23 protein-coding genes are annotated in these 24,181 nt (G+C 68.7%); 10 read left to right on the top strand and 13 right to left on the bottom strand.

The window, feature by feature from the left end; genetic code table 11:
* Nucleotides 1-27: 27 nt before the first annotated feature.
* The 3 genes from N4R40_RS09800 to groES form a co-directional block, all read right to left on the bottom strand.
* Complete coding sequence (locus tag N4R40_RS09800) at nucleotides 28-1,293, bottom strand: ABC transporter substrate-binding protein (RefSeq protein ID WP_261607193.1); 1,266 nt, start codon at nucleotides 1,291-1,293, stop codon at nucleotides 28-30.
* 158 nt (nucleotides 1,294-1,451) lie between these two features.
* Nucleotides 1,452-2,381, bottom strand: a complete 930-nt coding sequence (gene rarD, locus N4R40_RS09795; RefSeq protein WP_261607192.1) for an EamA family transporter RarD — start codon at nucleotides 2,379-2,381, stop codon at nucleotides 1,452-1,454.
* A gap of 213 nt (nucleotides 2,382-2,594) precedes the next feature.
* On the bottom strand, nucleotides 2,595-2,891 hold the full coding sequence (gene groES, locus N4R40_RS09790; protein WP_261607191.1) for a co-chaperone GroES: 297 nt from the start codon (nucleotides 2,889-2,891) through the stop codon (nucleotides 2,595-2,597).
* 150 nt (nucleotides 2,892-3,041) lie between these two features.
* Between groES and N4R40_RS09785 the strand changes: the two genes are divergently transcribed.
* A complete protein-coding gene (locus N4R40_RS09785; protein WP_261607190.1) occupies nucleotides 3,042-4,229 on the top strand; it encodes a class I SAM-dependent methyltransferase in 1,188 nt (395 codons plus the stop codon).
* A gap of 15 nt (nucleotides 4,230-4,244) precedes the next feature.
* Here the strand turns inward: N4R40_RS09785 and N4R40_RS09780 are convergent, their stop codons facing one another.
* The 8 genes from N4R40_RS09780 to glmS all read right to left on the bottom strand — a co-directional run bounded on the left by N4R40_RS09780 (nucleotide 4,245) and on the right by glmS (nucleotide 11,275).
* Nucleotides 4,245-4,667 carry a hypothetical protein gene (locus N4R40_RS09780; protein ID WP_261607189.1) on the bottom strand — a complete coding sequence of 141 codons (423 nt, stop codon included), beginning with the start codon at nucleotides 4,665-4,667 and terminating at the stop codon, nucleotides 4,245-4,247.
* Nucleotides 4,664-5,719, bottom strand: a complete 1,056-nt coding sequence (tsaD, locus tag N4R40_RS09775) for a tRNA (adenosine(37)-N6)-threonylcarbamoyltransferase complex transferase subunit TsaD (protein WP_261607188.1) — start codon at nucleotides 5,717-5,719, stop codon at nucleotides 4,664-4,666. Before tsaD ends, N4R40_RS09780 begins: the two co-directional genes overlap by 4 nt.
* A gap of 94 nt (nucleotides 5,720-5,813) precedes the next feature.
* Nucleotides 5,814-6,302 carry a ribosomal protein S18-alanine N-acetyltransferase gene (gene rimI, locus N4R40_RS09770; RefSeq protein ID WP_261607187.1) on the bottom strand — a complete coding sequence of 163 codons (489 nt, stop codon included), beginning with the start codon at nucleotides 6,300-6,302 and terminating at the stop codon, nucleotides 5,814-5,816.
* Nucleotides 6,299-6,967, bottom strand: a complete 669-nt coding sequence (gene tsaB / locus N4R40_RS09765) for a tRNA (adenosine(37)-N6)-threonylcarbamoyltransferase complex dimerization subunit type 1 TsaB (RefSeq protein WP_261607186.1) — start codon at nucleotides 6,965-6,967, stop codon at nucleotides 6,299-6,301. Before tsaB ends, rimI begins: the two co-directional genes overlap by 4 nt.
* Before the next feature lie 25 nt (nucleotides 6,968-6,992).
* Nucleotides 6,993-7,496: a tRNA (adenosine(37)-N6)-threonylcarbamoyltransferase complex ATPase subunit type 1 TsaE gene (gene tsaE / locus N4R40_RS09760; protein ID WP_261607185.1), complete on the bottom strand. Its 504-nt coding sequence runs from the start codon at nucleotides 7,494-7,496 to the stop codon at nucleotides 6,993-6,995.
* A gap of 115 nt (nucleotides 7,497-7,611) precedes the next feature.
* Nucleotides 7,612-8,736, bottom strand: a complete 1,125-nt coding sequence (gene alr / locus N4R40_RS09755) for an alanine racemase (protein ID WP_261607184.1) — start codon at nucleotides 8,734-8,736, stop codon at nucleotides 7,612-7,614.
* The gene (locus N4R40_RS09750; protein WP_261607183.1) at nucleotides 8,733-9,089 is read right to left on the bottom strand and encodes a holo-ACP synthase; all 357 of its coding nucleotides are present in this window, start codon (nucleotides 9,087-9,089) and stop codon (nucleotides 8,733-8,735) included. Before N4R40_RS09750 ends, alr begins: the two co-directional genes overlap by 4 nt.
* A gap of 335 nt (nucleotides 9,090-9,424) precedes the next feature.
* Entirely contained in the window at nucleotides 9,425-11,275 is a 1,851-nt protein-coding gene (glmS, locus tag N4R40_RS09745) for a glutamine--fructose-6-phosphate transaminase (isomerizing) (protein ID WP_261607182.1), read from the bottom strand.
* A gap of 531 nt (nucleotides 11,276-11,806) precedes the next feature.
* Here glmS and N4R40_RS09740 point away from each other — a divergent pair.
* The 5 genes from N4R40_RS09740 (at nucleotide 11,807) to N4R40_RS09720 (ending at nucleotide 17,325) form a co-directional block, all read left to right on the top strand.
* On the top strand, nucleotides 11,807-13,288 hold the full coding sequence (locus N4R40_RS09740; protein WP_261607181.1) for a sugar transferase: 1,482 nt from the start codon (nucleotides 11,807-11,809) through the stop codon (nucleotides 13,286-13,288).
* On the top strand, nucleotides 13,288-14,172 hold the full coding sequence (locus N4R40_RS09735; protein ID WP_261607180.1) for a WecB/TagA/CpsF family glycosyltransferase: 885 nt from the start codon (nucleotides 13,288-13,290) through the stop codon (nucleotides 14,170-14,172). Before N4R40_RS09740 ends, N4R40_RS09735 begins: the two co-directional genes overlap by 1 nt.
* A 271-nt stretch (nucleotides 14,173-14,443) precedes the next feature.
* Nucleotides 14,444-15,034 carry a hypothetical protein gene (locus N4R40_RS09730; protein WP_261607179.1) on the top strand — a complete coding sequence of 197 codons (591 nt, stop codon included), beginning with the start codon at nucleotides 14,444-14,446 and terminating at the stop codon, nucleotides 15,032-15,034.
* A 3-nt stretch (nucleotides 15,035-15,037) separates the two neighbouring features.
* The gene (locus N4R40_RS09725) at nucleotides 15,038-16,300 is read left to right on the top strand and encodes an MFS transporter (protein ID WP_407665861.1); all 1,263 of its coding nucleotides are present in this window, start codon (nucleotides 15,038-15,040) and stop codon (nucleotides 16,298-16,300) included.
* Nucleotides 16,297-17,325 (top strand): TolB-like translocation protein, encoded by a 1,029-nt coding sequence (locus tag N4R40_RS09720; protein ID WP_261607178.1) that lies wholly within the window; start codon nucleotides 16,297-16,299, stop codon nucleotides 17,323-17,325. Before N4R40_RS09725 ends, N4R40_RS09720 begins: the two co-directional genes overlap by 4 nt.
* Here N4R40_RS09720 and N4R40_RS09715 read toward each other — a convergent pair.
* On the bottom strand, nucleotides 17,273-17,695 hold the full coding sequence (locus N4R40_RS09715) for a VanZ family protein (RefSeq protein WP_261607177.1): 423 nt from the start codon (nucleotides 17,693-17,695) through the stop codon (nucleotides 17,273-17,275). The two genes, N4R40_RS09720 and N4R40_RS09715, sit on opposite strands and share 53 nt — an antisense overlap.
* A gap of 44 nt (nucleotides 17,696-17,739) precedes the next feature.
* Between N4R40_RS09715 and N4R40_RS09710 the strand changes: the two genes are divergently transcribed.
* The 4 genes from N4R40_RS09710 to N4R40_RS09695 are packed head-to-tail and all read left to right on the top strand — an operon-like array spanning nucleotide 17,740 to nucleotide 22,828.
* Complete coding sequence (locus tag N4R40_RS09710) at nucleotides 17,740-18,675, top strand: glycosyltransferase family 2 protein (protein ID WP_261607176.1); 936 nt, start codon at nucleotides 17,740-17,742, stop codon at nucleotides 18,673-18,675.
* Nucleotides 18,672-19,574 carry a DUF6492 family protein gene (locus N4R40_RS09705; protein ID WP_261607175.1) on the top strand — a complete coding sequence of 301 codons (903 nt, stop codon included), beginning with the start codon at nucleotides 18,672-18,674 and terminating at the stop codon, nucleotides 19,572-19,574. Before N4R40_RS09710 ends, N4R40_RS09705 begins: the two co-directional genes overlap by 4 nt.
* Nucleotides 19,574-20,899 (top strand): acyltransferase family protein, encoded by a 1,326-nt coding sequence (locus tag N4R40_RS09700; protein ID WP_261607174.1) that lies wholly within the window; start codon nucleotides 19,574-19,576, stop codon nucleotides 20,897-20,899. The genes N4R40_RS09705 and N4R40_RS09700 overlap by 1 nt, the downstream gene beginning before the upstream one ends.
* A gap of 18 nt (nucleotides 20,900-20,917) precedes the next feature.
* A complete protein-coding gene (locus tag N4R40_RS09695) occupies nucleotides 20,918-22,828 on the top strand; it encodes a DUF4082 domain-containing protein (protein WP_261607173.1) in 1,911 nt (636 codons plus the stop codon).
* Here N4R40_RS09695 and N4R40_RS09690 read toward each other — a convergent pair.
* Nucleotides 22,807-24,162 (bottom strand): O-antigen ligase family protein, encoded by a 1,356-nt coding sequence (locus N4R40_RS09690; protein WP_261607172.1) that lies wholly within the window; start codon nucleotides 24,160-24,162, stop codon nucleotides 22,807-22,809. The two genes, N4R40_RS09695 and N4R40_RS09690, sit on opposite strands and share 22 nt — an antisense overlap.
* Nucleotides 24,163-24,181: the final 19 nt, after the last annotated feature.

The following is a 24,181-nucleotide window of genomic DNA, read 5'->3' as shown; positions in this document are numbered from 1 at the left end:
GGGGCCCTTCCGTGGTGCGTGAGAAACTCAGCGAGTTTCGACGCGCTCGTGCATGTTGTCGGCACCGAACTGGAAGATACCGATGGATGCTTCGGTCGGGTCGCCGGCGTCGTCGAACGTGACGGGTCCGGAGTATCCGTCGTAGTCGGCCACGCCACCCTCGAGGATGATGTCGGCGCACTCTGCGAACGAGGTGCACGTCGTGCCCTCACCGCTGCCGCCAGAGACTTCCTGGAGCTTGGTCGCGATGTCGGGGCCCGTTGCCGAGCCGGCCGCGAGCGACGCGAGTGCCAGCAGGATGACGGCGTCGTAGGACTCAGCCGCGTACGAGAAGTCCTCGAGGTCGGTGCTGCCACCGTCGACCCACGCAGCGTTCAGGCGCTCCTTGAAGTCGTCCTCGAGCACCGGTCCGGGCGTCGTGCCCTTCGCGCCCTCGAGCGAGACCGACACGTCGGCACCCCACTGCTTGAGGTTTCCGTCGACGAGGTAGAAGTTCTCCGCGCTCTGGCCGGCGTTGACCAGGAGCGGCGCGATCGTCGCGAACTGGTCGAACGTGATCAGCACGATCGCGTCGGGGTTGGAGGCCGCAACCGTCGCCACCTGAGCGTCGAACGAGCTGTCGCCGTCGTTGTAGGACGCCTCGGCCACGACGGTACCGCCGGTGGACTCGAAGACCTCCTTCACGACGCCGAAGAGGCCGGTGCCGTACGCGTCGTTCTGGTAGATGATGCCGATGTTCTTGTGGCCGTCTTCGGCGACAAGGTTTCCGAGCACCTCACCCTGCAGCAGGTCGCTGGGGGCGGTACGCCAGTAGAGGTTGTCGTCCTCCCACGTGGTGAAGTCCGGCGAGGTGTTCGCCGGCGAGAAGGTGATGATGCCGGCCGCGACGTTGGAGTCGAGGAAGAGCTTGGTCACACCCGAGGCGGCGGCGCCGATCATGGCCGACACTCCCGCGTTCTGGAGCTTGGGAACCGTGGTCTCGAACGCCTTGTTGTCCGCGTCACCCGAGTCACCCGGGGTGAAGTCGACCGTAATGCCCTTGGCTGCTTCGTTGACCTCGTTGACGGCCAGCAGGACGCCGGCTTCCTCGGGCGGGCCGAGGAAGGCGAGGCTACCGGTCTGGGGCAGCACGCTTCCGATCTTGAGGGTCAGGTCCTCGGCGGGAGCGCTGCTCTCGGACGGGGTGGTGGTGGTTCCTCCGCCGGCACAGCCGGCGAGAAGGACCGCGCTGACAGCGACAACGGCGATGCCGCCGAGTGCCTTGCCGGCGCGTGAACGTGTGAAGACGCTCATTTTGCTCCTTGGTGTAGGTGAACACGGGACAGCTCAGGAACGGCCCCAGTGGGATAAACCTAACCTCAGGGTGGTCTCGCGAGTGTTGCAATGTGTTAACGACATGTAACACGACTCAATCGTTACTTTTCCGTGCGATCACGCGCGAGGGAGCGTTCTCACACCACGGGCCCGATGACGGCGGTGCGCGACTTGCGTGCCGCGCGCAGGGAGTCGACCGTGAGGACGATCAGCGCGACCCACACCAGGGCGAAGCCGATCCACCGCTCGAGCGGCATCGGCTCCTGCAGCAGCCACGCTCCGGTGATGAACTGCAGGATCGGCGCGACGAACTGGAGCAGGCCGATCACGCTCAGCGGCGCGCGGCGCGCGCCCGCGGCGAACAGGAGCAACGGGATCGCCGTGATGACACCGGCGAGCAGGAGCAGCGTCGTGTGCCCGAGTCCGAGCGTCCCGATCGTGAGGCCGGTCGTCGCGCCGACGACGACGAGTTGGATGCCGGCGATCGGCGCCAGCCAGAGGGATTCGAGCGTGAGGCCGCTGACAGCATCCACCTGCGGACCGATCTGCTTCTTCACGAGCCCGTACGTGCCGAACGACGCGGCGAGCGTGAGGGCGATCCACGGGAAGGCGCCGTATCCCACGACGATGACCACGACGGCGAGCGCGGCGATGCCGATCGCGACCCACTGCGCGACGCGCAGGCGCTCCTTCAGCACGAGGACGCCGAGCAGCACCGTGACGATCGGGTTGATGAAGTAGCCGAGGCTTCCCTCGATCACGTGACCGGTCAGGGTCGAGATGAGGAACACCTGCCAGTTCACATAGATCAGCAGGCCCGCGATGATCGTCCAGAACACGAGGCGGCGATCGCGGAGGATCGCGATGAGCTTCCGCCAGGTCCGCGTGATGGTCAGCAGGACCGCACAGAACGCGAGCGAGAACAGGATGCGCCAGCTGACGACCTCCCACGGTCCCGTGGGCGCCAACGTGAGGAAGTAGAGGGGCATGAAGCCCCAGAGGAAGTAGGCGACGAACGCGTAGATTCCGCCGAGTCGCTCTTCGCGGGCGTGCTCGTCGGGTGTCATGGGTCCAAGCCTAGAACGGTCGTGACACTTCGCGGGCCACGCGGCATCCGACCCGCCCCTCGTCGCCGAGCCGACAAACTCCGCGCGAGCCGACAAGATCATCCCGCAAAGAAGCTGTCGGATCGCGCGCAAGGTGTCGGGTCGGGCGAAAGCGCCGGGAGGAAACGACGAAGGCCCCCGGAAGAATCCGGGGGCCTTCGTCGAAAAGCGGTGTCAGCGAACGACGACCGCGAGCACGTCGCGAGCCGACAGGACGAGGAACTCCTCGCCGCCGAACTTCACCTCGGTGCCGCCGTACTTGCTGTAGATGACACGGTCGCCGACGGCGACGTCGAGCGGCACGCGGTTGCCGTTGTCGTCGATGCGGCCGGGGCCGACCGCGTGGACTTCACCCTCCTGGGGCTTCTCCTTCGCGGTGTCGGGGATGACGAGGCCACTGGACGTGACCTGCTCAGCCTCGACCTGCTTGATGACGATGCGGTCTTCGAGCGGCTTGATGGAAACCGACACGGTCTACCTCTTTCTTGCTGGGCGTAGAACTTCAAGACTGATTGGCACCCACACCGGTGGAGTGCTAACTCAAGTCTAGGGCGCTGTTGGCACTCGTGCAACGCGAGTGCCAACTCTCGGTCGTTCCAGCGAGCCGTTTAGGCTGGCCGAGTGGACCACGCCGAGCTGACTGCCTTGCTGACACCCGAAGGGCTACGTCTGGTCGATGAGCTCGGAGTGATCGTCTCGCCCGCCGATGTGACCGGCGCGGTGTCGCGCCTGCGCGCATCCGGTCTCTCCCCCGACCTCGTCTCCGCTGCCGTCGGGCAGGCGCGGCTCCGCGGCCGCGCACGCGCCAAGTTCGGCCCCTTCGCCGAGCGGATGCTGTTCACCCGCGCCGGACTCGAGCAGGCCACCCGGCTTTCGGTCGCAGCCCGTCACGCCGGGCGCTTCCGCGACACCGGCGTGACCCGGGTCGCCGACCTCGGCTGCGGGATCGGGGGCGATGCGCTCGGCTTCGCCGGCATCGGCCTGGACGTGCTGGCCGTGGATGCGGATGAGATCACCGCCGCCATTGCGGCATACAACCTGGCGCCGTTCGGCGACGCGGCGACGGTGACGTGCGCGCGCGCCGAGGATGTCGACCTCTCCGGCGTGGACGCCGTCTGGCTCGACCCGGCGCGCCGCACTGCGGGGCACACCGAGACGACTCGCGTGGGCGCCGCCGACTGGTCCCCCTCGCTCGACTGGGTGTTCGACCTGGCGGGCCGGGTCCCGGCGGGGGTGAAGCTCGGCCCCGCGTTCGACCGCACGCTGATCCCCGACGACGTCGAGGCGCAGTGGATCAGTGTCGACGGGTCGACGATCGAACTCGTGCTGTGGTCGGGGACGCTGGCGCGCGACGGCATCCGACGCGCGGCGCTCGTGATCCGTGGGGACGCCGCGCATGAGCTGACAGCAGGCGACGACACCGACGACGCTGCGGTGCGCGAGCTCGGTGAGTACGTGCATGAGCCCGACGGGGCGGTCATCCGTGCGCGGCTGATCGGCGAGGTCGCACGGTCGCTCGAGGCCGGCATGCTCGATCCGAAGATCGCCTATCTGACCTCGGATGCCGCTGTCACCAGTCCGTTCGTGCAGAGCTTCCGCGTACGCGAGAGGCTGCCCTCGGATGTGAAGGCGCTCGCGCGGGCGTTGAAGGACCGTGGCATCGGGACGCTGGAGATCAAGAAGCGCGGCGTCGACGTCGACCCCGCTGCGCTCCGGACGAAGCTGAAGCTGCGGGGTCCGGAGTCGGCGACCCTCATCCTCACCCGCGTCGGATCGACGAGACTCACTCTCCTCGCCGACCGCATCTGACGGCGCCCGCCTGGCTCAGCCGAAGAGCGGGCCCTGGGTTGAGGCCCACCAGAGCCAGCCGGCGCTGTAGAGGACCGACAGCAGGCTGAGGCACAGGGCCCAGATCGCGGCGCCCCGCGACTCCCACGGGCGGCGAAGTGCGACGATCGCGAGGCCCGCGCCGACGAGCCCGATGAGGAATCCCCAGCCGACCAGGAACGACACGATCAGACCGAGGATCGCGAACGTGAGCGCCCATGCGGCGCTGCGCGGCAGGGGTGCCGCCACCGGCGCCCATTGCACGTCGACGACGTGCGTCGACTCGGTGATGGGCACCGGCTCGGTCATGGGCCGGTGGAATCCGCCGCGGTGCTCCCCGGGCAGCGCCGAGTCGGCCGACACGGGTGCGACGTCCTCGGACGGCGCCTCGACGCGCGGGCTCTCCTGCTCATCGCTCACGCGGACACCGCCACCTGGATCTCGGTGACCGGGAGGGTCGAATCGGCGCCGAAATCGAGCGTCGAGGCGGGACGCCCCCCGCGGATGAGCTCGGACGCGAGGGCGGCGATCATCGCGCCGTTGTCGGTGCATAGGCTGAGCGGCGGGATGCGGACGGCAACCCCGGCGGCCGCGGCGCGTTCGAGCGCCACGTCGCGAAGGCGTCGATTGGCGATCACGCCCCCGCCGAGCAGCAGACGCGGCACGTCGTGGCGGGCACAGGCATCCAGCGCTTTCGTCACGAGCACGTCGACGACCGCTTCGCGGAACGACGCCGCGACGTCGGCGATGTCGACCCCGTCTGCTTCGTGCTGCTCGACCCAGCGGGCGACCGCGGTCTTCAGCCCCGAGAACGAGAAGTCGTACCGGCGAGTGGCCATGTCGGATGCGCGGGAGAGACCACGCGGGAACCGGATGGCCTCCGGGTTGCCGGTCGCGGCGACCCGGTCGATTTCTGGACCTCCCGGGTAGGGCAGCCCAAGGATTCGCGCGATCTTGTCGAACGCTTCGCCGGCGGCATCGTCCATCGTCTCGCCGAGCATCTCGACGTCGCTGACGAGATCGCGGACGAGGAGGAGCGACGTGTGACCGCCGCTGACGAGCAGCGCGACCGTCGGATACTCGACCTCCTCGCCGGTGAGGAGGTCGGCGGCGATGTGGCCGACGAGGTGATTCACGGCGTACAGCGGCTTGTCGAGGCTCACGGCCAATGCCTTAGCGGCACCGACACCGACCATCAGGGCGCCTGCGAGGCCGGGGCCGCTCGTGACGGCGACGGCGTCCAGGTCTTCGAGCCGGATCCCCGCGTCGGCCACGGCCGCCTCGATCGCCGGCTGCAGCGCCTCGAGGTGCGCGCGCGCTGCGACTTCGGGCACGACGCCGCCGTAGCGGGCGTGCTCGTCCATCGAGCTGGCGATCGTGTTGCTGAGCAGGGTCCGGCCGCGGACGATTCCGATGCCGGTCTCGTCGCAACTGGTCTCAATCCCCAGAACCAGGGGTTCGTCGCGGCTCATTGCACCTCCTCCGCGTGCGAGTTGCAGGCTGAAAGCGACTCCGAGCCCCGCGCAACAGTCGAAATAGCCGATTCAGCCTGCTTTTGCCACGCTCTCACGAGCACACCCCTGCATCCGCGGCCGCGCGGGCTACCCATCCGACCAAGTCGAGCTTCATGACGACGGCATCCACATCGTCCGGCTGGTAGTAGCGCGGGCGGCGGGCGATCTCGAGGAACCCCTCCGAGGCGTAGAGAGACGTCGCGACCGGATTGTCGGCGCGTACCTCAAGGAAAACCTCGCGCGCGCCGCGCGCGCGGGCAGCCCGCAGCAGCGCGGTGAGCAGCTCCCGACCTCGGCCGCGCCCGCGCGCCGCAGCGGCGATCGCGATCGTCTGAATGTCGGCATCGCCCGCCCGCTCTACCGCGCGCACCCCGCCGTACCCGAGCAAGATACCGGCGTCTTCGAGCACCACGTAATGACTGTGGCGTGATGCGAGTTCTTCGCGCATCATGGCTTCGCTCCACGCATCCGTCGGAAACGAGGTGCGCTCGAGGTCCATGATGGCGGCGAGGTCTTCCGCCGTCGCGTCTCGCAGACTCATGTCCCCACCCGCTTGGGCGCCGACGGCAAGGTGACATCCGGCGCACGAAGGTACAGCGGCTCGGCGCCCGCGAGGTCACGGCCGGCGGCGAGCGCGCGGGCGGCGACCAGACCGATCATCGTCGCCGGGATCGCCGTCACATCGCGGCGCGCAGCACCGTGCTCGGCGAGCACCGCATCGATCTGATCGCGCGGAATCAAGGCGGGACCAGCGACCCGGATCGGGAGCCCGTCGTCGTCGAGCCCCTCGTAGATCGAGTAGGCGAACTCGCGCCGTCGAGCATCTGTCACGACCCCGAATCGCGGCATCTCGGCGAACGGGTCGGCCAGCAGAATCGCGAGGGCGGCAGCGTCGTGGCTGGGGACCGGGATCACGGGGAGCGCTCGCCCGAGCGCGAACGCCCGCCCGGCGGCGATTCCGACGCGCAGTCCGGTGAAGGGGCCGGGCCCCATGCCGGTGGCGACATGTGTCACATCGACCGGCGAAGCGGCCGCCGTCGCGCCGATGGCGCCGTGTGCGGCCTCGGCGAGCGCCGTCTGCACGAGCGTGCCGATGACCTCGGCGTGCCCCAGGGGGTTGTCGCTGGAGACCTCGGCGCGAACGACGCCGTCCGCCTCGACCACGGCGACGGCCGTGCCGAGGGAGGTGTCGATGCTGAGGATCACCCCTCCAGGGTATCCGGGCGGTGGCTCACGGCCGGCGGGAGATGCGGACGAGCCGCGGCGCGGCATCCTCCATATCGGCGATGTGCGAGCCACCGGTGCCGCACGCGGTGTCGAGGCCCGTGCCGCTCCAGCCGCGATCGATCTCGATCTCCCACCAGACGTCGGCGACCGCGGCCGCGTAGGGCGCCGCCCACTCGGCGATCACGACGGAGCGCGCGAAGTCGATGTCGAGGTCGTCGAGCTCACCATCCGTCCCGAGCCGGTAGGCATCGACGTGGACGAGCGATGGCCCGCTGCCGAGCGACGGATGCGTGCGCGCGATCACGAAGGTCGGACTCTGGATCGGGCCTCGGACGCCCAGGCCCTCGCCGATCCCGCGCGTGAGTGTTGTCTTTCCCGCGCCGAGCGGGCCGGTGAGCACGACGAGGTCCCCCGCCGCGAGGGCGGCGCCGATCTCACGGCCGAGCATCTCCATGCCGTCGGCCGAGGCGATCTCGCGCTCCCCGAGGAACGCATCGAGCCCGGTCATCGCGCCTCGCCGTTCGCTGTACAGGAGTTTTGGTCAGCGAGCGCGGCGCGACTCCCGCAATCACGCGACTGGTCGGTCCGGCGCTCACCGATTGTCCTGTCAACGGAACGCCCGGTCACTGCGCCACCTGCCGACGCGGGACGCGCGGACCGATCCGGGTGACGATCTCGTAGTTGATCGTGTCCGCCGCATCGGCCCAGGCTTCGACCGGCGGCATGCCGAGAGTGGGATCGCCGAATAGGACCGCCTCATCCCCCACCGCGACCGAGGTGTCGCCCACGTCGACGACGAACTGATCCATCGCGATCCGGCCTGCGACCGGAAACGTCGACCCGCCGATCCGCACTGCCGCGCCGCCCGAGGCATTGCGCGGAACGCCGTCGGCGTATCCCAGTGGGATCAGCGCAAGCGTCGTGTCGCGCTCTGTGCGGTGCAGGTAGCCGTACGAAACGCCCTGCCCCGCGGGCACGCGGCGCACAGCCGCGACGGGTGCGCGCAGGGTCATCGCGGGGCGAAGCCCGAGATCGGCCGAGGTCCGGTCGGCGAAGGGCGAGAGCCCATAGATCGAGATGCCGAGGCGGACGCAGCCGAAGCGGGCCTCGGTCAGGGCGATCGCGGCATGCGACGCCGCGATGTGCCGGAGCTGTGGCGCGAGGCCGTGCGCAGCGGCGAGCGCGAGCGCCTCGCGGAAGCGTCCGAGCGCCGCACGGTCATCATCGGGCGTCGTGTTGGAGAGATGACTGAAGATGCCGATGACGCGGATCTTGCCGATCCGCTCGAGCCGTGCCGCTTCGGCGAACACCACGGCGTAGTCCGCGGGCGCGATCCCGTTGCGCCCGAGACCGGTCTCGATCTTGAGATGCACGCCGGCGGCGCGCACGGCGGATGCCGCCGCTGCTGCCGCGAGGAGCTGATCGAAGCTCGAGATCCCGAGTTCGATCCCCTGCGCGGCCGCGTCGGCGAACGATGCCCCTGGGGCGTGCAACCAGGCCAACACCGGTGCGTCGATCCCGGCGCGCCGGAGCGCGAGCCCCTCGCCGATGTCGGCGACACCGATACGCGAGGCGCCGCCGTCGAGGGCCGCGGCGGCCGAGCGGACGGCGCCGTGCCCATAGCCGTCGGCTTTGACGACGGCGATGACCTCGGCATCCGTGAGACGCCGCAGATGCCGCACGTTCGCGGCGATTGCGCCGGTGTCGATCACGGCTTCGCGGAGAACTCCCGCCGGCATCGGGCTCATGTGGTCGACTCCGCGATCACATACGCGGTCGCCAGGCCCGCATCGTGCGAGAGCGACAGGTGCACGGCGCTGATTCCGCGCGCGGCGACGACGGCAGCCGTCGATCCGGACAGGGCGAACACGGGCTTGCCGCTGGGCTCTGACGCCACTTCGATATCGGTCCAATGCACGCCGTCCGAACCGCCGAGGGCCTTGATCAAGGCCTCCTTGGCCGCGTAGCGCGCGGCGAGCGAATGGGGCCGGAGGCCACGCTCCGCAGGCGAGAAGAGTCGCTCGAGCAACCGCGGCGTGCGCTCGAGCGAGCGCTCGAACCGCGGGATGTCGACGAGGTCCACGCCGATGCCCACGATCATCCCGCCAGCCTATCGCCGCTGGGTCTTCGGCCGGCGACCTGAATAACTCCTGCACCCTGCCGCGCGCTCCGACTCGCTCCCGCGGGATTCCGCGGGCTCCGATCAGTGTCGCCGCCTCACCCCTCATCTGCTGCAGGAGTCGTTCAGGTGCGCTGGAGGCGGGCCACGCGCCGCCCCTGGAGGCGGGCCGACATGCCCACCTGAACAACTCCTGCAACGCGCGGCGCCGGGGAGCCACCGCCCCCGGAATCCCGCGGGCGGTGGCCGGTGAGCCGGCCTGCACCCCACCGGGTGCAGGAGTTATTCAGGTGCGCGCATCACTCCACCGGCGAGTGCTACTCGACGGTGACGGACTTCGCGAGGTTGCGGGGCTGGTCGACGTCCAGGCCCTTTGCCGTCGCGAGGCCCATCGCGAAGATGTGCAACGGAACGACGGCCAGCAGCGGCTCGAAGAACGGACCGGCGAGCGGGATGCGCAGCACCTCATCGGCGAACGGGAGGACGGCGGCATCACCCTCTTCGGCGACCACGATGACGCGGGCGCCGCGGGCGCGGATCTCCTGGATGTTGGAGACGACCTTCTTATGCAGCTCCGCCGATTCGCGCGGCGACGGCACGATCACGAAGACCGGCTGACCGGGCTCGATCAGCGCGATCGGGCCGTGCTTGAGCTCACCGGCGGCGAACCCCTCGGCGTGGATGTAGCTGATCTCCTTGAGCTTGAGCGCGCCCTCGAGAGCGATGGGATACCCCACGTGCCGCCCCAGGAACAACACCGACTGCGTGTCGGCCATCCAGCGCGAGAACTGCTCGATGTGAGCCTGCTCCTCCGCGAGAACACGCGAGATCTTCGGCGGAACCGCCTCGAGTTCGCGGACGTGATCCGCCGACTCGGCACCGGACAGCACGCCGCGGACGCGGCCGATGTGCAGCGCCAGCAGGTACAGCGCGGTGATCTGAGCGACGAAGGCCTTCGTCGACGCGACGGCGACCTCGGGTCCGGCGTGCGTGTAGACGACGGCATCCGACTCGCGCGGGATCGTCGCCCCCTGAGTGTTGCAGATCGAGAGCGTCTTCGCACCGCGCTCGCGCGCGTACTTGACGGCCATGAGCGTGTCCATCGTCTCGCCGGACTGGCTGATCGAGACGACGAGCGTGTCCTCGCCGATCACCGGGTCGCGATAGCGGAACTCGTGCGCGAGCTCGACGTCGACGGGCACGCGCGTCCACTGCTCGAGCGCGTACTTGCCGGTCTGCCCCGCGTAGGCGGCGGTGCCGCATGCGATGATGATGACGCGACGGATGCCGGCGAACAAGTCATCCATGCCGGCGAGCTCGGGAATGACCACGGCGCCGTCGTGGATACGACCGCGGATGGTGTTCGCGACAGCTTCCGGCTCCTCGGAGACTTCCTTCGCCATGAACGAGGGCCACCCACCCTTTTCGGCGGCGGAGGCATCCCACACGACCTCGAAGGGTTCCGCTTCGACGGGGGTCCCGTCGAAGCTCGAGACCTCGACGCTGTCCGGCGTGATCACGACGATCTGATCCTGGCCGATCGCCAGGGCGTTGCGCGTATGTTCGACGAAGGCGGCGACGTCGGAGCCGAGGAAGTTCTCGCCCTCGCCGAGACCGATCACAAGCGGCGAATTGCGGCGTGCGCCGACGACGACGCCCGGCTGGTCTTGGTGGACGGCGAGCAGGGTGAATGCTCCCTCGAGGCGGGAAGCGACCGCGCGGAAGGCCGCGACGAGATCGCCGGATGCCTGGAACTCGCGCCCGAGCAGGACGGCAGCGACCTCGGTGTCGGTCTCGGAGACGAACGTGTAGCCGCCGCTCAGGAGCTCGTCCTTCAGCTCGGCGAAGTTCTCGATGATGCCGTTGTGGATGACGGCGAGCTTGCCGTCATCGGCGAGATGCGGGTGCGCGTTGGCGTCGGTCGGGCCGCCGTGCGTGGCCCACCGGGTGTGACCGATGCCGGTGGTGCCGGCCGGCAGCGGATGCGCGGCGAGATCGTCCCGCAGCACCTGGAGCTTGCCGGCACGCTTGCGCATGCCGAGCCCCCCGTCGGCGTCGATCACGGCGATGCCGGCGGAGTCGTATCCCCGATATTCCAGGCGGGCCAGGCCCGAGATCAAGATGTCCTGGCTCGGCCGCGGGCCGACGTATCCGACGATTCCACACATAGGCACCATGGTAAGCGGCATCCACCCGCCGATTTGCGCGCCACAGATCGGACAAAAGAAGGGACCCCTGGAATTGTCATCCTGGGGAAGGGTGACTCACAGGGGTCCCACGCCACGTGCCCGCGGCGGAGTCATCGGGGGATGACCGTCGCCGTAGCGTTGCGGGGGAGCAACTCGGGGGAATTACGCGGACGTATCGATTCTATCGTTCACATGGCGCCCGTTCCACCGAAGGACTCGCGCCGATTCATGAAAAACGCGCGGTCACTCTTCCCCCCGCGCGGACGCCGTGCAATACTCAACCCGTCAGCCTTCGGGGTGGCGGGTACCGAGGGGTCGGAATCCGCACACACGCCGGCGTGGGAGCCGGATCGGCTGACGACATGCGGACGGGGGTCCGCACGGGGGAACTGCAAGCGCGAGCTTGCAACTGGGGACACGGGGAACAGCAATGGGGAAGCTTTGCCGCACGCGTTTGCGCGCACACACCGCACCATCGACACGACGCGGGCCTGATCGCGGGCCGCGGACATGACCGCCCCGGCGCTTCCCCTCAGCGGGATCAGCGCCGTCGGTGCCCCTCGGGCGATGCCGTTGCTGGAGCAACGGATCATCAACCGTCGGCGGCACCACGCGCGCTCGGGTGCGATGGATGCGGCGATCATCATCGCCGCGACGGGAGCGACCGTCACGCTCCAACTGACGGCCGGGGCCGCCACGGCCGCCGGGCCCGTTCTCTTCAGCGCCATCGTTCTGGCTTTCGTCTGGACGATCGCGCTCTATGTCCTGCGCCGGGAGGCGCACCGCCGCGGCGCAGGTGAGCGGCTGGAGCTCTGGCCGATCCTGCACTCCGCGGCGATCGGGACAGCGGCCTTGGCTGTGGTTGCAGGCGTGACCGGATGGCCGGTCCTCGCCCCGCACGTCGCCCTCACACTCCCGGCGGGTGTGGCCATCCTCGTGACGTCGCGCCTCGCCCAGCACGCCTGGTCCTCACGGCCGGCCTCGCACGCGACGCTCGCCTCGCGCACGCTCATCGTGGGCAGTCGCGCCGGCATCGCCCACACCATTCAGTCGCTCCGCGGCGGCCGCTCCGGCCACGACATCGTCGGCGTGGTCGTCGTCGATGACGGCGGACTCGAACCCCTGACCGTCGACGGGACGCCGTTCACCGTCATGGGCGGAAGCGTGGACGTCGCCCAGGTCGCCCGCGATCAGTGCATCGAGACGGTCGTCGTCGCCGGCGGCGCGACGGACGATCCCGACTACGTCCGTCGGCTGAGCTGGAGTCTCGAGGGAGCCGCCACCGACCTGGTGCTCGCGACGCGGCTGGCCGATGTGGCGCAGTCGCGCATCACCTTCGACCGCGCGCAGAGCCTCGCCCTCGTGCGGGTCAGCCTGCCGAGATTCGACCGCTCCACGATGCGCGCCAAGCGGCTCCTCGACGTCCTCGTCGCTGCGGTCGCGCTCATCCCCATCGGGCTCATCACTCCGCTCATCGCACTTGCGATCATGCTCGATTCGCCGGGGGGTGTGTTCTTCCGGCAGCGCAGGATCGGCCGCGACGGGCGCGAGTTCGACATCCTCAAGTTCCGCACGATGGGGGTGGATGCCGAGGCTCGCCGCGCGGAGCTCGCCGCTCAGAACGAGGGATCCGGTCCGCTGTTCAAGCTGAGGAACGACCCGCGGGTCACGCGCGTCGGCGCGATCCTCCGGAAGTTCTCCCTCGATGAGCTTCCGCAGTTCTGGAACGTCCTGATGGGCGAGATGAGCGTCGTCGGGCCCCGGCCGCCGCTCCCCGACGAGGTGCGCGACTACGACCGCGACATGATCCGTCGGCTCTATGTGCAGCCCGGGATCACGGGGCTCTGGCAGATCAGCGGACGTAGCGATCTCACCTGGGAGCAGAGCGTCCGCCTCGACCTCCACTACGTCGAGAACTGGTCGGTCGCTGCCGATCTGAAGATCATGCTGCGGACCGCTGCGGTCATGGTGCGGCCCAAGGGAGCGTACTGATGAGTCGTCCAGCGATCGTCCTGAATCCGTCGCTGCCGACGCGTCGCCGGCAAACCAGCGCACTCGCGACTGGCGCGCCGCTTTCCGTCGGAGACGACTACGCGCAGCTCGAGGCCATCAGCATCGGCAGATCACCCGTTCACCTCGTGGATGAGCGCGCGACCCGGCTGGTGATCGCTCGTGCATTGCACGAGCGAGATGCCCCGCCGCTTGCGGTGTGTTCCATCAATCTCGATCACGTGCACCATTTCGCGCACGCCCACGACGATTTCGGCGGAACGGGAAGCGTGAGGTGGCTGAATCTGATCGACGGAGCGCCGATCGCCACGCAAGCGCGGCGAATGACGGGGGTCTCCTACCCACGCCTCGCGGGTAGCGACATCATCGGCGGCATCCTGACCGATCTCTCGACGGCCGGGCTTGCCGTGGCAGTGGTCGGCGGCTCAGCCGAAGTCACCGCATCGTTGCGCCAACGGCTAGCGAGTGACTACCCCGGAGTCCGGTTCGCCGGGCACTGGACCCCCGAGCGCTCAACACTTTCGTCGCAAGCGGAATGCGTCGCCTTGTGCGACGAGCTGCGCGCGACGCAGGCCGACGTCATTCTCGTCTGCCTGGGCAAACCTCGTCAGGAACGTTGGATCGCCGAGTACGGACCTCAGACGGGCGCCGCTGCGCTGCTCGCCTTCGGCGCTGTGGTCGACTTTCTCGCCGGACGGGTCTCCCGCGCTCCCCGCTGGGTCAGCAGGGTGGGCGTGGAATGGATGTGGCGGCTCATGCTTGAGCCCCGACGATTGGCGAAGAGGTATCTGGTGGACGGGCCGCCCGCTTATCTCGCAGTGCGCCGGTCGCGGCTCTCCCCTGACAGCAGAAGTCGGGCCACATGAACGACGCGCCCGCCCGGTTCCCCACACTTAGGGCGGGCGCGTCGGACACCTTGCGACCAATACTCGGGGAGCTGTTCCCCTCGAGCGATTGTCGCGGTAATCTCGGCCTTGCAGGAACTGCACGTGGGGGCTTCCGTCGGGGGACTGGAGCTGTGCAGAGTCGGCTGGGGATAGGTCGGGCTTCAGCCTGATCGTCATTGGGGGACGTGTAATGGGGACACGATCACGCGAAGAAGCGCGCGTTGAGGACAAACGCAGGCTTTCATCGGCCATGCGCTGGACGCTCGCTGCCGTGGGGGCAGTGGTGGCCGTCGGCCTGGTGGCGGCCGCGATCTTGTTCTTCACGCCGCCCACACCGCCGTCTGGGGCGGCAGCAACTACGGCGACGGCATCCGCGGCGCCGACCGCGGCCGGCCCGCGGCCGGATGCGACGCCCGTCGACGGAAGCGAGGTGCAGCCACCGGCAGACCAGTCGGCGCCGTCGGACCGGCTCCCGCCGCTGCCGATGCCGACACCACTGATCACAGCTCCGCTGCCGGAGACGTCATCCGCCAGAGGTTCACTCGTCGACGGATTCCCGTCCACGGTCGCTGGGCCAGCGCCTGGCGCAGACATCCTCGAGAGCTCCATCGCATCGGCCGACACGGTGATGCAAGTTACCCTCACCGCCCGCACCGACGCGACCCAGGACGAGGTCATCGCGCACTATCGGTCCACGTGGTCGGCTCTGGGTCTTTCGGATGCCGGCGGCGAGGCGCCACTCGCCTACACCGATCAGTTCTCCTCAGCGACCCTGTCTTTCACACCAGGATCCGGGACGGGCACTGTCTACGTCGTGTTCGCGACACTGCGGACGGAGTGACGGGTGTACATCTCGCTCGACAACTCCCCCGTAAAAGCTGCCGGTGAGACACCCCGCGGCGTACGCACGGTTTCATCCACCGTCATCACTCTCGGTATCGTCTCGATGCTCACGGATATTTCATCCGAGTCGGTCGCTGCGATCCTGCCCCTCTATATAACGGGCTTCCTCGGACTGTCGACGATCGCGTTCGGTGTGCTCGACGGCATGTATCAGGGGGTCAGCGCCATCACGCGCATCGGCGCAGGCTACGCCTCCGACCGGCTCGATCAGCCGAAGTGGGTCGCGTTCGTGGGATATGGGCTGGCGGCCGTCGCGCGCGCGGGGCTGCTGTTCTGGTCGGGCTTCGCGGCCCTCTCCACGGTGATCACTGCCGACCGGATCGGAAAGGGAATCCGCACGGCGCCCCGCGACGCACTCATCACCGTCACCTCCGACCCCGCGCATCTCGGTCACTCGTTCGGGGTGCACCGGATGCTCGACAACATCGGCGCGGCGCTCGGCCCCCTCATCGCGTTCGTGATCTTGCTGGTCGTCCCCGATGGCTTTCACGTGGTGTTCGTCGCGTCGCTCGCATTCGCGGTGATCGGCGTCGCCGTCCTCGGACTGCTGGTCCCCAACGTGCGGCGTCGCCGACAGGATGCCGCGGCGCGCCCGGGGAAGGTGCCGTGGCGCAGCGTCGCCCGCGGGCCGATGCGTCGCGTGCTAGCGGCAGCCGGCATCCTGGGGCTCGTCACCATCGGCGACGGCTTCATTTATCTGGTGTTGCAGTCCCGCAGCGACTTCGCCGCCCTGTGGTTTCCGTTGCTCTACGTCGGGACAAACGTGGCCTTCCTCGCATTCGCGATCCCCCTCGGTCGCCTCGCCGACCGCGTCGGGCGAGGGCGCGTGTTCGTGTGGGGACACATCGGGCTGCTGGCGGCGTACGTCGTCGCAGTGCTCCCGTTGGCGGACATCGCATCCACGATCATGTGCCTCGTGTTCCTCGGAGTGTTCTATGCCGCGACCGACGGCGTGCTCTCCGCTCTCGTCTCGCAGTTGAGTGGCCCGGACTCTCGCGCGACGGCTATCGGGACCGCGCAGACCGTGGTCGCCGTCGCCCGCTTTGCATCGGCCGCGGGGTTCGGCATCCTCTGGTTCGCGGTCGGGCGCGAACCGGCGATGCTAGCGGTGGCGATCGTGTTGGCCATCGCTATCCCGCTCGTCGCGGTGTTGCTCCGCCCGATCCTGGCCGCATCGCACCCTGAAGAGGCGGTGGCCCCGTGAGCGGGCGCCTGAGATGGATGCTGGTCGCCGTGATCTCCGTCGTTGCCCTCGGTAGCACGGCGGCCGTCGGCGCCGCGGCGTTCGCACAGTTCCAATCGCGCCACGCAGCACCCAGCAGCGCCGAAACGACGACCGACGTGCTCGCGGCGGACCGCGTGGTGTTCCGCAATACGGCGTCGGGGGCGGGATATGGCCATGTCGCGTCGGTTCCGCTCGATGAGCCGACCGGTGCGCGAGCGATCAGCGATCTGGCGTGCGACCGGGTGGATGCAACCTCGACGCTGATGTCGTGCCTGCGCATCGTGCGGGGAATCGCGCCGACATATACCGCGACCGTCGTCGACAGCACGGGCGCGGAGGTTTCCGGATGGCCGCTCTCCGGCATCCCGAGTCGCACACGGATCTCTCCCGCGGGAGATCTCATCGCGAGCACGGCCTTCGTCACCGGGCATTCCTACGCGACGATCGGCTTCTCAACCGAGACCACGATCCACACAGCGGCAGGCGAGAATCTCGGCAATCTCGAGGACTGGACATTGATCATCGATGGGGCGCCGAGCGCACCGGTGGATCGCAATTACTGGGGAATCACGTTCATCGACGACTCCTCCTTCTACGCGACTGCCGGGATGACCACGTCCGGCTCGACCTATCTCGTGCACGGAGACATCGCATCCCGGACCCTCACCGCGGTGGCGGAGAACGTCGAATGCCCCTCACTTTCCCCCGACGGAACACGAATCGCGTTCAAACGGGTCACCGCGGGGTCCGGTCCGACGGTGCACTGGACGCCCGCGATCTACGACATCGCCTCGGGCGCGGTTGAAGTGCTGCCAGAGGTGCGATCGATCGACGACCAGATCGAGTGGCTCGACGACGGAACGATCCTGTACGGGATGCCGCGAACGGATGTCGCGGGCGACAGCGACGTGTGGTCCCTCGCGGCCGACGGCTCAGGTGAGCCGGATGTCTTCATCGAGCACGCGTGGTCGCCGTCGGTCGTGCGGGGCGGCGGCGCCGGATGATCAGCCACGCGATGAGGGCTCCGATGACCGCACCGAGGGCGTTGGCGAGGATGTCGCGCAGGCTCGCGTATCGGCCCGGGATGAGGATCTGGGCGGCTTCGACCCCGACGGACAGACCTACGGCCAGACACGCACCCCACCAGGGGTGGTCGAGCAACACGGTGAGCAGAAAACCGAGCGGAAGGAAGAGGATGACGTTCGACGCGAACTCGATCCAGCCGGCGCCGAACCCCTCAAGGCCCAGGCCGTCACGGAGCCAGGACCAGAGGGCGATCACGATGTCGGAGTACGAGACCGGCGCCACCAGAAGGGCGATTGCGGCCAGCAGGTACACCGCGAGCACCGCCCACACCCACGGACGTCGCGTCATGCTCACACTTTCGCACAGCGCGGCGCCGATCACCGGGAGCGCACATGTCTGAGTTCACCGGTCCCCTCGGCCCCGCCGACGTCGCAGTGATCATCGTGACCTACAACAACGCGAACGACATCGAGACGCTGCTGACGAGCCTTCGGCCGGAGACGCGAGATCAGAGTATCCGCGTCGTGGTTGCCGACAATGCGTCATCCGATGGAACTCTCGATATCGTGCGGATGCACGATGACGTGATCGCCGTGGCCACCGGCGGGAACCTCGGATATGCCGGCGGCATCAACGTCGCGATGCGGCACGTCGGGGTCGCCTCCGCCTACCTGGTGCTCAATCCCGATCTCGTGGTTCTGCCCGGCTGCGTCGCGGCACTGCGTGAGCGGCTGCGTGTCGCGGATGCCGGGATCGTGGTCCCCGCGATCGTTGATCGACACGGCACTCCGAGCACCTCGCTACGCAACGAGCCGTCCGTCACCCGCGCCCTGGGCGACGCCGCATTCGGTGGCCGCCCCCGTCCGGCGTTCGTCCCGAGCGAAACCGTCTTCGCCCCCGCCGCCTACTCGTCGCCGCGGGAGGTGCAGTGGGCCACGGGTGCGGCGCTCTTGATCGCCGCACCCGCCGCCGCCGCGGCCGGGCCGTGGGACGACCGCTTCTTCCTGTATTCCGAGGAGACCGACTTCTTCCGACGCGTGCGTGATGCCGGTCGCAGCGTCTGGTACGAACCCGCCGCCGTCGTGCGCCACGCTGCCGGCGGCTCGGGCTCCTCCGTGGATCTGGAGCGGTTGATGGCCGTCAACCGGATCCGGTATGCACGAAAGCACATGGGAGCAGCGCGCGCCGCGGCCTTCCGCGGCGCGGTCATCATCCACGAGCTCGTGCGGGCCTACGACAGATCCCATCGCCTGGTCCTGCGGACGGTCGTCACCGAGCGCCGGTGGAAGACCTTGCCTCAGGCCGGACGGACGGCGGTCGCCCGATGACGATGACGGTGGTCACGCCGAGCCACGCGCCGGACTTCCCGAGTTTCGCACGGTTGCACGCATCGGTGGTTCGGTTCACCGATCCCGGCGTCCGCCACGTCGTCGCGGTGCCCGACGCCGACATCGAACTCTTCCGGTCGCTGAAATCGGCGCGGTTGGACGTCCGCGGGTACAGCGCGGTGCTCCCCCGACGCTTCGTGTCCACGACTGCCCTCGCGCGCATCCCGCGTCTGCCCCGAGGCTTCCGCATCGCGGCCGTCAACCTCAGGCGCCCCTGGCCGCCGATCCGCGGATGGATGCTGCAGCAGGTCGTGAAGCTCGCCGTCGTCTCTGAGCTCGACACCGATGTCGCAGTCCTCATCGACTCCGATGTGATCGTCGTGCGGCCTCTCGCGGAGCGGGCCTTCCGCAACGACGACGGCGTCGTGCGCCTGTACCGACAACCCCACGGCATCGATGAGGCTCGCGAGCGGCCGCTGCGGTGGCTCCGCACGGCGCGCGCACTCGTCGGTGCCCCGCAGCCCGAGGCGGACGGGCCCGACTACATCTCCGCATTCGCGAGCTGGGACCCGGCTCTCGTGCGCGCGTGCGTCGAGCGCGTCGCCGCACAGACCCGCAGCGACTGGCGCGACGTCATCGGCTCGCGCTTGGACTTCTCGGAGTTCCTCCTCTACGGCACATACGTGATGACCCTCGCCGACCCTTCACGGCGGCAGAATGTGAGCGCCGACAGCCTCTGCCACAGCCATTGGGATCCGGTGCCGCTCGATCGCGCCGCCGCCACGCGCTTCGCGGATGAGATCGGCCCGCGAGACCTCGCCGTCCACGTGCAGTCCAACTCGGGCACCGGCGAGACCATCCGGGACTACATCTCGGACCGCGTGAGCCAGGTGACCTGATGAGCACCGATGACGGCACGCCGGGGTCCGATCGGGCGAGCCGCTCCGCGCGGCTGACGTCCCTGGACGGTGTCCGCGGCCTCGCGGCCTTCGTCGTCGTCCTCTGGCACGCGTTCCTTCTGGCCGAGCCCCACCTCATCGAGCGCTGGGGTCCGCAGACGCGGGCGCCCGGAGGTCTGCACTGGTGGCTGTTCGCCTCACCGCTCTCGCTCCTGATCAGTGGCGAGCAGGCCGTGGTGGTGTTCTTCCTGCTCAGTGGGATTGTTCTCACGCTCCCGGTCCTGCGCGCAGATCGCTTCGACTGGTGGGCCTACTATCCCCGGCGCATCGTGCGGCTCTGGCTTCCCGTCGTCGTCTCCGTGGTGCTGGCCATCGCCCTTCTGCTGCTCGTGCCGCGCGCGTCGGTACCGGTCGACAGCTGGCAGTGGCGGGGAAATGCGCACGCTGTGGATGTCGCACAGGCGGCGCGCGAAGCCGGACTGGTCAGCTTCGCCCCGACGATCAACGGGCCCCTATGGTCGCTGTCCTGGGAGATGGCCTTCTCCATCGCACTGCCCCTCTTCGTCGTGACCGCACTGGTTGTGCGCCGGTGGTGGGTGGTCGCGATCGTGGCCGCCGTCGTCGTGGTGGACCTCGGTGTGGCGTGGGATCTGTCGCCGCTGAAGTACCTGCCCGTCTTCCTCATCGGCGCCATCGCTGCCACGAACCTCGATGCGATCATGGCCGCCGGCGATCGCATCGGGTCCCGGCGGCTGCACCGGCTCCTCTGGTGGTCGCTGTTCGCGGTGAGCGGCCTGGTGGTGACGGCATCGCGGATCTCGGACTCCGTCGCCGGTCCGGCTGCCGCGCTCACACACGTCATGTCGGCCCTGGGGATCGTCGGCTGCATGGGACTGGTGTTCCTCGCCGTCGGTTCCGTGGGTGCGCGCAAGGTCCTCGACGCGAAGCCCGCCCAATGGCTCGGACGCATCTCGTTCAGCCTCTACCTCGTGCATGTCCCGTTGATGGTGACGCTGGCGTATCTCTTCGGCTGGGATCGCTGGGGGATGGCATCCTCATCGGGGTTCCGGCGTCGCTCGCGTTGGCGGCGCTCTTCACGCGTGTCGTCGAAACACCCGCGCACGGTCTTTCTCGTCGCGCGGGCCGATCGGCCGCCGTTCTCCATCACGGGTGGTCGAGAGCCGGGCGAGGGTCAGATGAGAACGCTCTCATCTGACCCTCATCAAGTTGTAATGCGCCGCCCGTGTTCTCCGACGAGCAGCGTTGCTAACGTGTCGAGCACATCTGTGCCACCGACCCGAGGTTCGGCACGCCCCCCGATGTGAACTCCCAGGAGAATCTCCGTGCCTCTCGCGCCCTCCCACCCGTCCCTCCGACGGATCGCCGTGGGCGCCATCGCCGCCGCCGCCATCGCGGGACTGCTGACGACCACACCGTTCCTGGCGCAGCCGTCGGCCTCCGCTGCCAGCGGCTTCAGTCAGACCACCAAGCCCCGGGTCGCCGTCGACCCCGACCGCGAGTCCGTCGAACTCGGAGTGCGGTTCTCGGTGAAGCGTTCGGGCACGATCGTCGGGATCGAGTACTACGACACCAGAGCGAACCGAGGACCACACATCGGCTCGTTGTGGGGTCCGAACGGGAGCAAGCTCGCCACGGTGCGCCTGCCGGAGGCGAAGAAGTCCGGCTGGGTCACCGCCACCTTCTCGTCGCCGGTGCGGGTCACCGCGGGCGCGACGTACGTCGCGTCGTACACGGCACCCCACGGCGGATACGCGGCCGATGAACGGTACTTCGACAAGACCGTCACCCGCGGCGACATCGTCTTCCCCCGCGGTGCGGGTGTCTACGCGTACGCCACGGGAGGCTTCCCGACCTCGAACTACCGGAACTCGAACTACTACGTGGACGTGCGGTTCCGCGCCGACGCAGTCGCCTCGCCGTCGCCCACGGCCACCGCCACGCCGCGGCCGACCGCGACGCCGACGCGCACCGCCACCCCCACTCCGAGCGCGATCCCGTCGCCGCCCCCGAGTGCGACGCCGACGCCGACGCCGACGACCACGCCGCAACCGACCACCCCGCCCGCACCGCCGTCCACCGGCGCCGGTGCCCTCGGGCTCCCCCAGGAAGCGTGGTACGGCGGGTCTCGCTATTACGCGAAGTTCCCGAAGGCTGCCGCATCCGGCTGGACGAGCGATTCCTTCTTCCCGATCTCGGTGTTCCTCGGCAAGCCCGAGCATGCTGCCGCGTTGCGCGCCGCCGGCGTGAACACCTATATGGGTGCCGAACACGACGGGTCGAAGATCTCGACGGTGACCGCTCAAGGGATCTCGGTTCTGGCTCAGCAGGACGAGTGGACGGCAGCCGAGGTCGGGACCGACCCCCGAGTCGTGGGTTGGCTCGTCAGCGACGAGTGCGAGATGGGTCTCGGCGGATGCACGGCGGACTCCGAGGCAGGACGGCTCGCGCAGCAGAAGGCGTGGGTCGACGAGCTTCGGGGACGCCGTGACGGACGTTTCCTGCACGCGAACTTCGGAAACGGTGTTCTCGGGACCTACTGGAGTCCGAACACGATGGACGATCACCTGACGTTGCTCGATGTGTCGAGCGTCGACAAGTATGCCTACACGAGTCCTCATGTCCAGGGGCTGTTCGGGGCGAACCCGAATTGGCCGAGTGGCAAGAATCCCGCCACCGCCTCGGCGTACGGGTGGCTGCAGGACCGGATGGAGACCTACTCGACGACGACCCCCAACTGGGTCTTCGTCGAGACCGGAATGCCGTATCTCACCGAGTCCGGTGCAACCACGATCACCGGCGACCAGATCGAGGGCGCGGTCTGGAACGCACTCATCCACGGGGCGGGCGGCATCGCCTACTTCCAGCACAACAACAACGGGACCTGTGGCAACTACTCGATTCTCGAGTGCGGCGCGGCGCGGCGCGAGAAGATCACCGCCGTGAACGCTCAGGTCACCGCGCTCGCGCCGGCACTGAACTCACCCAGCTACGTGTGGACGTTCGGCGTGGGGCTCGACACGGCGCTGAAGCTGACGGGCACACAGGCCTACATCATCGCGATGACCGACGGCGGCACCGGAACGCGCACCTTCACGTTGCCGCCTGCCCTCGCGTCCGCATCCTCCGTGGAGGTCCTCGACGAGGCACGGAAGCTGGCTGTCTCAGGCGGTGCCTTCACCGACTCGTTCACGACCGAGCACACGCACCATATCTATCGCGTCACGCTGCCGTGATCGTCCGCCGGCGTCACGACCTCGTCGATCGGGAAGTCGTCCAGGCGAGCAGCGGCCGCACCGTGCTCCTCGTCTGACAGCCCGACCACGCGCAAAGCCGCGCACAGCCCGACCACCAGGAAGAGTGTGCCGGCGGCGATGACGAAGCTGAGACCGTCGAAGAAGAGGAACAGGATCGCGATCGTGAGGGTGGATGCGGCGAGCGCCCGACCCATGGTCCTCGTCTCCTGGTAGGGCGAGCGCCGACCGCCGTCGATGGCGTTCCAGATCGAGATGGCCACCACCGCCACGAGTGCGAGCAGCCCCAGCGCACCGACGTCGATGAGCGACTGAACCCACTGGTTGTCGAAGATCCAGTACCTCGAGGTGAACGTTCCGAAGCCTGCGCCCACCCACGGGGAGGCGGCGAAGAACTCGGGAACGCGGGCGAGGGCATCGGTGCGCGACGTGGTGCTCGCGTCGTTGCCGGCACCGGCGAACAGCGCCACCACCGTGCCGAACAGGCCCGGCACGACGACGATGACCGCCGCGATCGCCGCGACGCCGGCAACCGTCACCAGCCAGCGGTACGCACGCGGAAGACCCGGGATCGAAACGATCGCCGACACGATCAAACCGATGGTCGCCGACCGCGAGACGGCGAGCACGAGCACGACGACGAACAGTGCCGGCGGCACCCACCAGGCCAGTCGCCACCGAGACGATGCTCGGTAACCGCCGGCGACCGCCGTCGCGACGGCGATCGGCAGGCAGGCGGCGATCGTCGCCGTGAACTCGAGCGGGTGGGTCGCCGTCGACGCGGCACGAGTGAATGCCCCCCGGCTGTCGATACCGCCGAGCTCCACGGAGACGCCGGGCAGCGCCGCCACCCAGTCGAGCATCGTCGCACCGGCGAACACCTGCAGGAGCCCGAAGGCCGCGAAACAACTCGCGGTGATGATCAGCCGGCGGATCACTGTCGACAGCGCCCGATGGGTACGCAGACCGTCGGCCGCGATGAGGATGACTCCCGTCCACGACATCAGGCGCGCGAGCGCGGCGACGCCGAGGCTGACCTGGTCGTACGGCTGGCCACGGAGCATCGCAGCGGCGAAGCTCACGAGAGCCACCGCGATGAGCGCGCCGAGCGCCACCTTCACCGGTTGCGCCACGGGCAGCACCTCCAGCGAGCGTCGTTGCAGCCTGCTCAGCAGCCAGATCAACAGTAGGCAGAGACCCCACAACAGCGAGGGCCTCCCCAGGGAGCCCAATGCGCTGACCGTGAGGTTCGACGGGACCGCGAACAGCACGACGATGTACACCGTCAACAGCGTGACGGCGTTGCCCGTGCTCACCTCTCGCGCGCCGCGATGA

The sequence above is a fragment of the Microbacterium memoriense genome, assembly GCF_025398275.1.
GTDB lineage: Bacteria > Actinomycetota > Actinomycetes > Actinomycetales > Microbacteriaceae > Microbacterium > Microbacterium memoriense.
The sequence above is the reverse complement of the archived record's forward strand: the minus strand, read 5'-3'. Positions and strand labels throughout refer to the sequence as shown.

Coding starts and splice junctions, on each gene's coding strand:
- N4R40_RS09800 (WP_261607193.1), bottom strand. CDS start 1,293: ATGAGCGTCTTCACACGTTCACGCGCCGGCAAGGCACTCGGCGGCATC.
- rarD (WP_261607192.1), bottom strand. CDS start 2,381: ATGACACCCGACGAGCACGCCCGCGAAGAGCGACTCGGCGGAATCTAC.
- tsaD (WP_261607188.1), bottom strand. CDS start 5,719: ATGAGCCGCGACGAACCCCTGGTTCTGGGGATTGAGACCAGTTGCGAC.
- rimI (WP_261607187.1), bottom strand. CDS start 6,302: ATGAGTCTGCGAGACGCGACGGCGGAAGACCTCGCCGCCATCATGGAC.
- tsaE (WP_261607185.1), bottom strand. CDS start 7,496: ATGACCGGGCTCGATGCGTTCCTCGGGGAGCGCGAGATCGCCTCGGCC.
- alr (WP_261607184.1), bottom strand. CDS start 8,736: ATGAGCCCGATGCCGGCGGGAGTTCTCCGCGAAGCCGTGATCGACACC.
- N4R40_RS09750 (WP_261607183.1), bottom strand. CDS start 9,089: ATGATCGTGGGCATCGGCGTGGACCTCGTCGACATCCCGCGGTTCGAG.
- glmS (WP_261607182.1), bottom strand. CDS start 11,275: ATGTGTGGAATCGTCGGATACGTCGGCCCGCGGCCGAGCCAGGACATC.
- N4R40_RS09740 (WP_261607181.1), top strand. CDS start 11,807: ATGACCGCCCCGGCGCTTCCCCTCAGCGGGATCAGCGCCGTCGGTGCC.
- N4R40_RS09735 (WP_261607180.1), top strand. CDS start 13,288: ATGAGTCGTCCAGCGATCGTCCTGAATCCGTCGCTGCCGACGCGTCGC.
- N4R40_RS09730 (WP_261607179.1), top strand. CDS start 14,444: ATGCGCTGGACGCTCGCTGCCGTGGGGGCAGTGGTGGCCGTCGGCCTG.
- N4R40_RS09715 (WP_261607177.1), bottom strand. CDS start 17,695: ATGACGCGACGTCCGTGGGTGTGGGCGGTGCTCGCGGTGTACCTGCTG.
- N4R40_RS09710 (WP_261607176.1), top strand. CDS start 17,740: ATGTCTGAGTTCACCGGTCCCCTCGGCCCCGCCGACGTCGCAGTGATC.
- N4R40_RS09705 (WP_261607175.1), top strand. CDS start 18,672: ATGACGATGACGGTGGTCACGCCGAGCCACGCGCCGGACTTCCCGAGT.
- N4R40_RS09700 (WP_261607174.1), top strand. CDS start 19,574: ATGAGCACCGATGACGGCACGCCGGGGTCCGATCGGGCGAGCCGCTCC.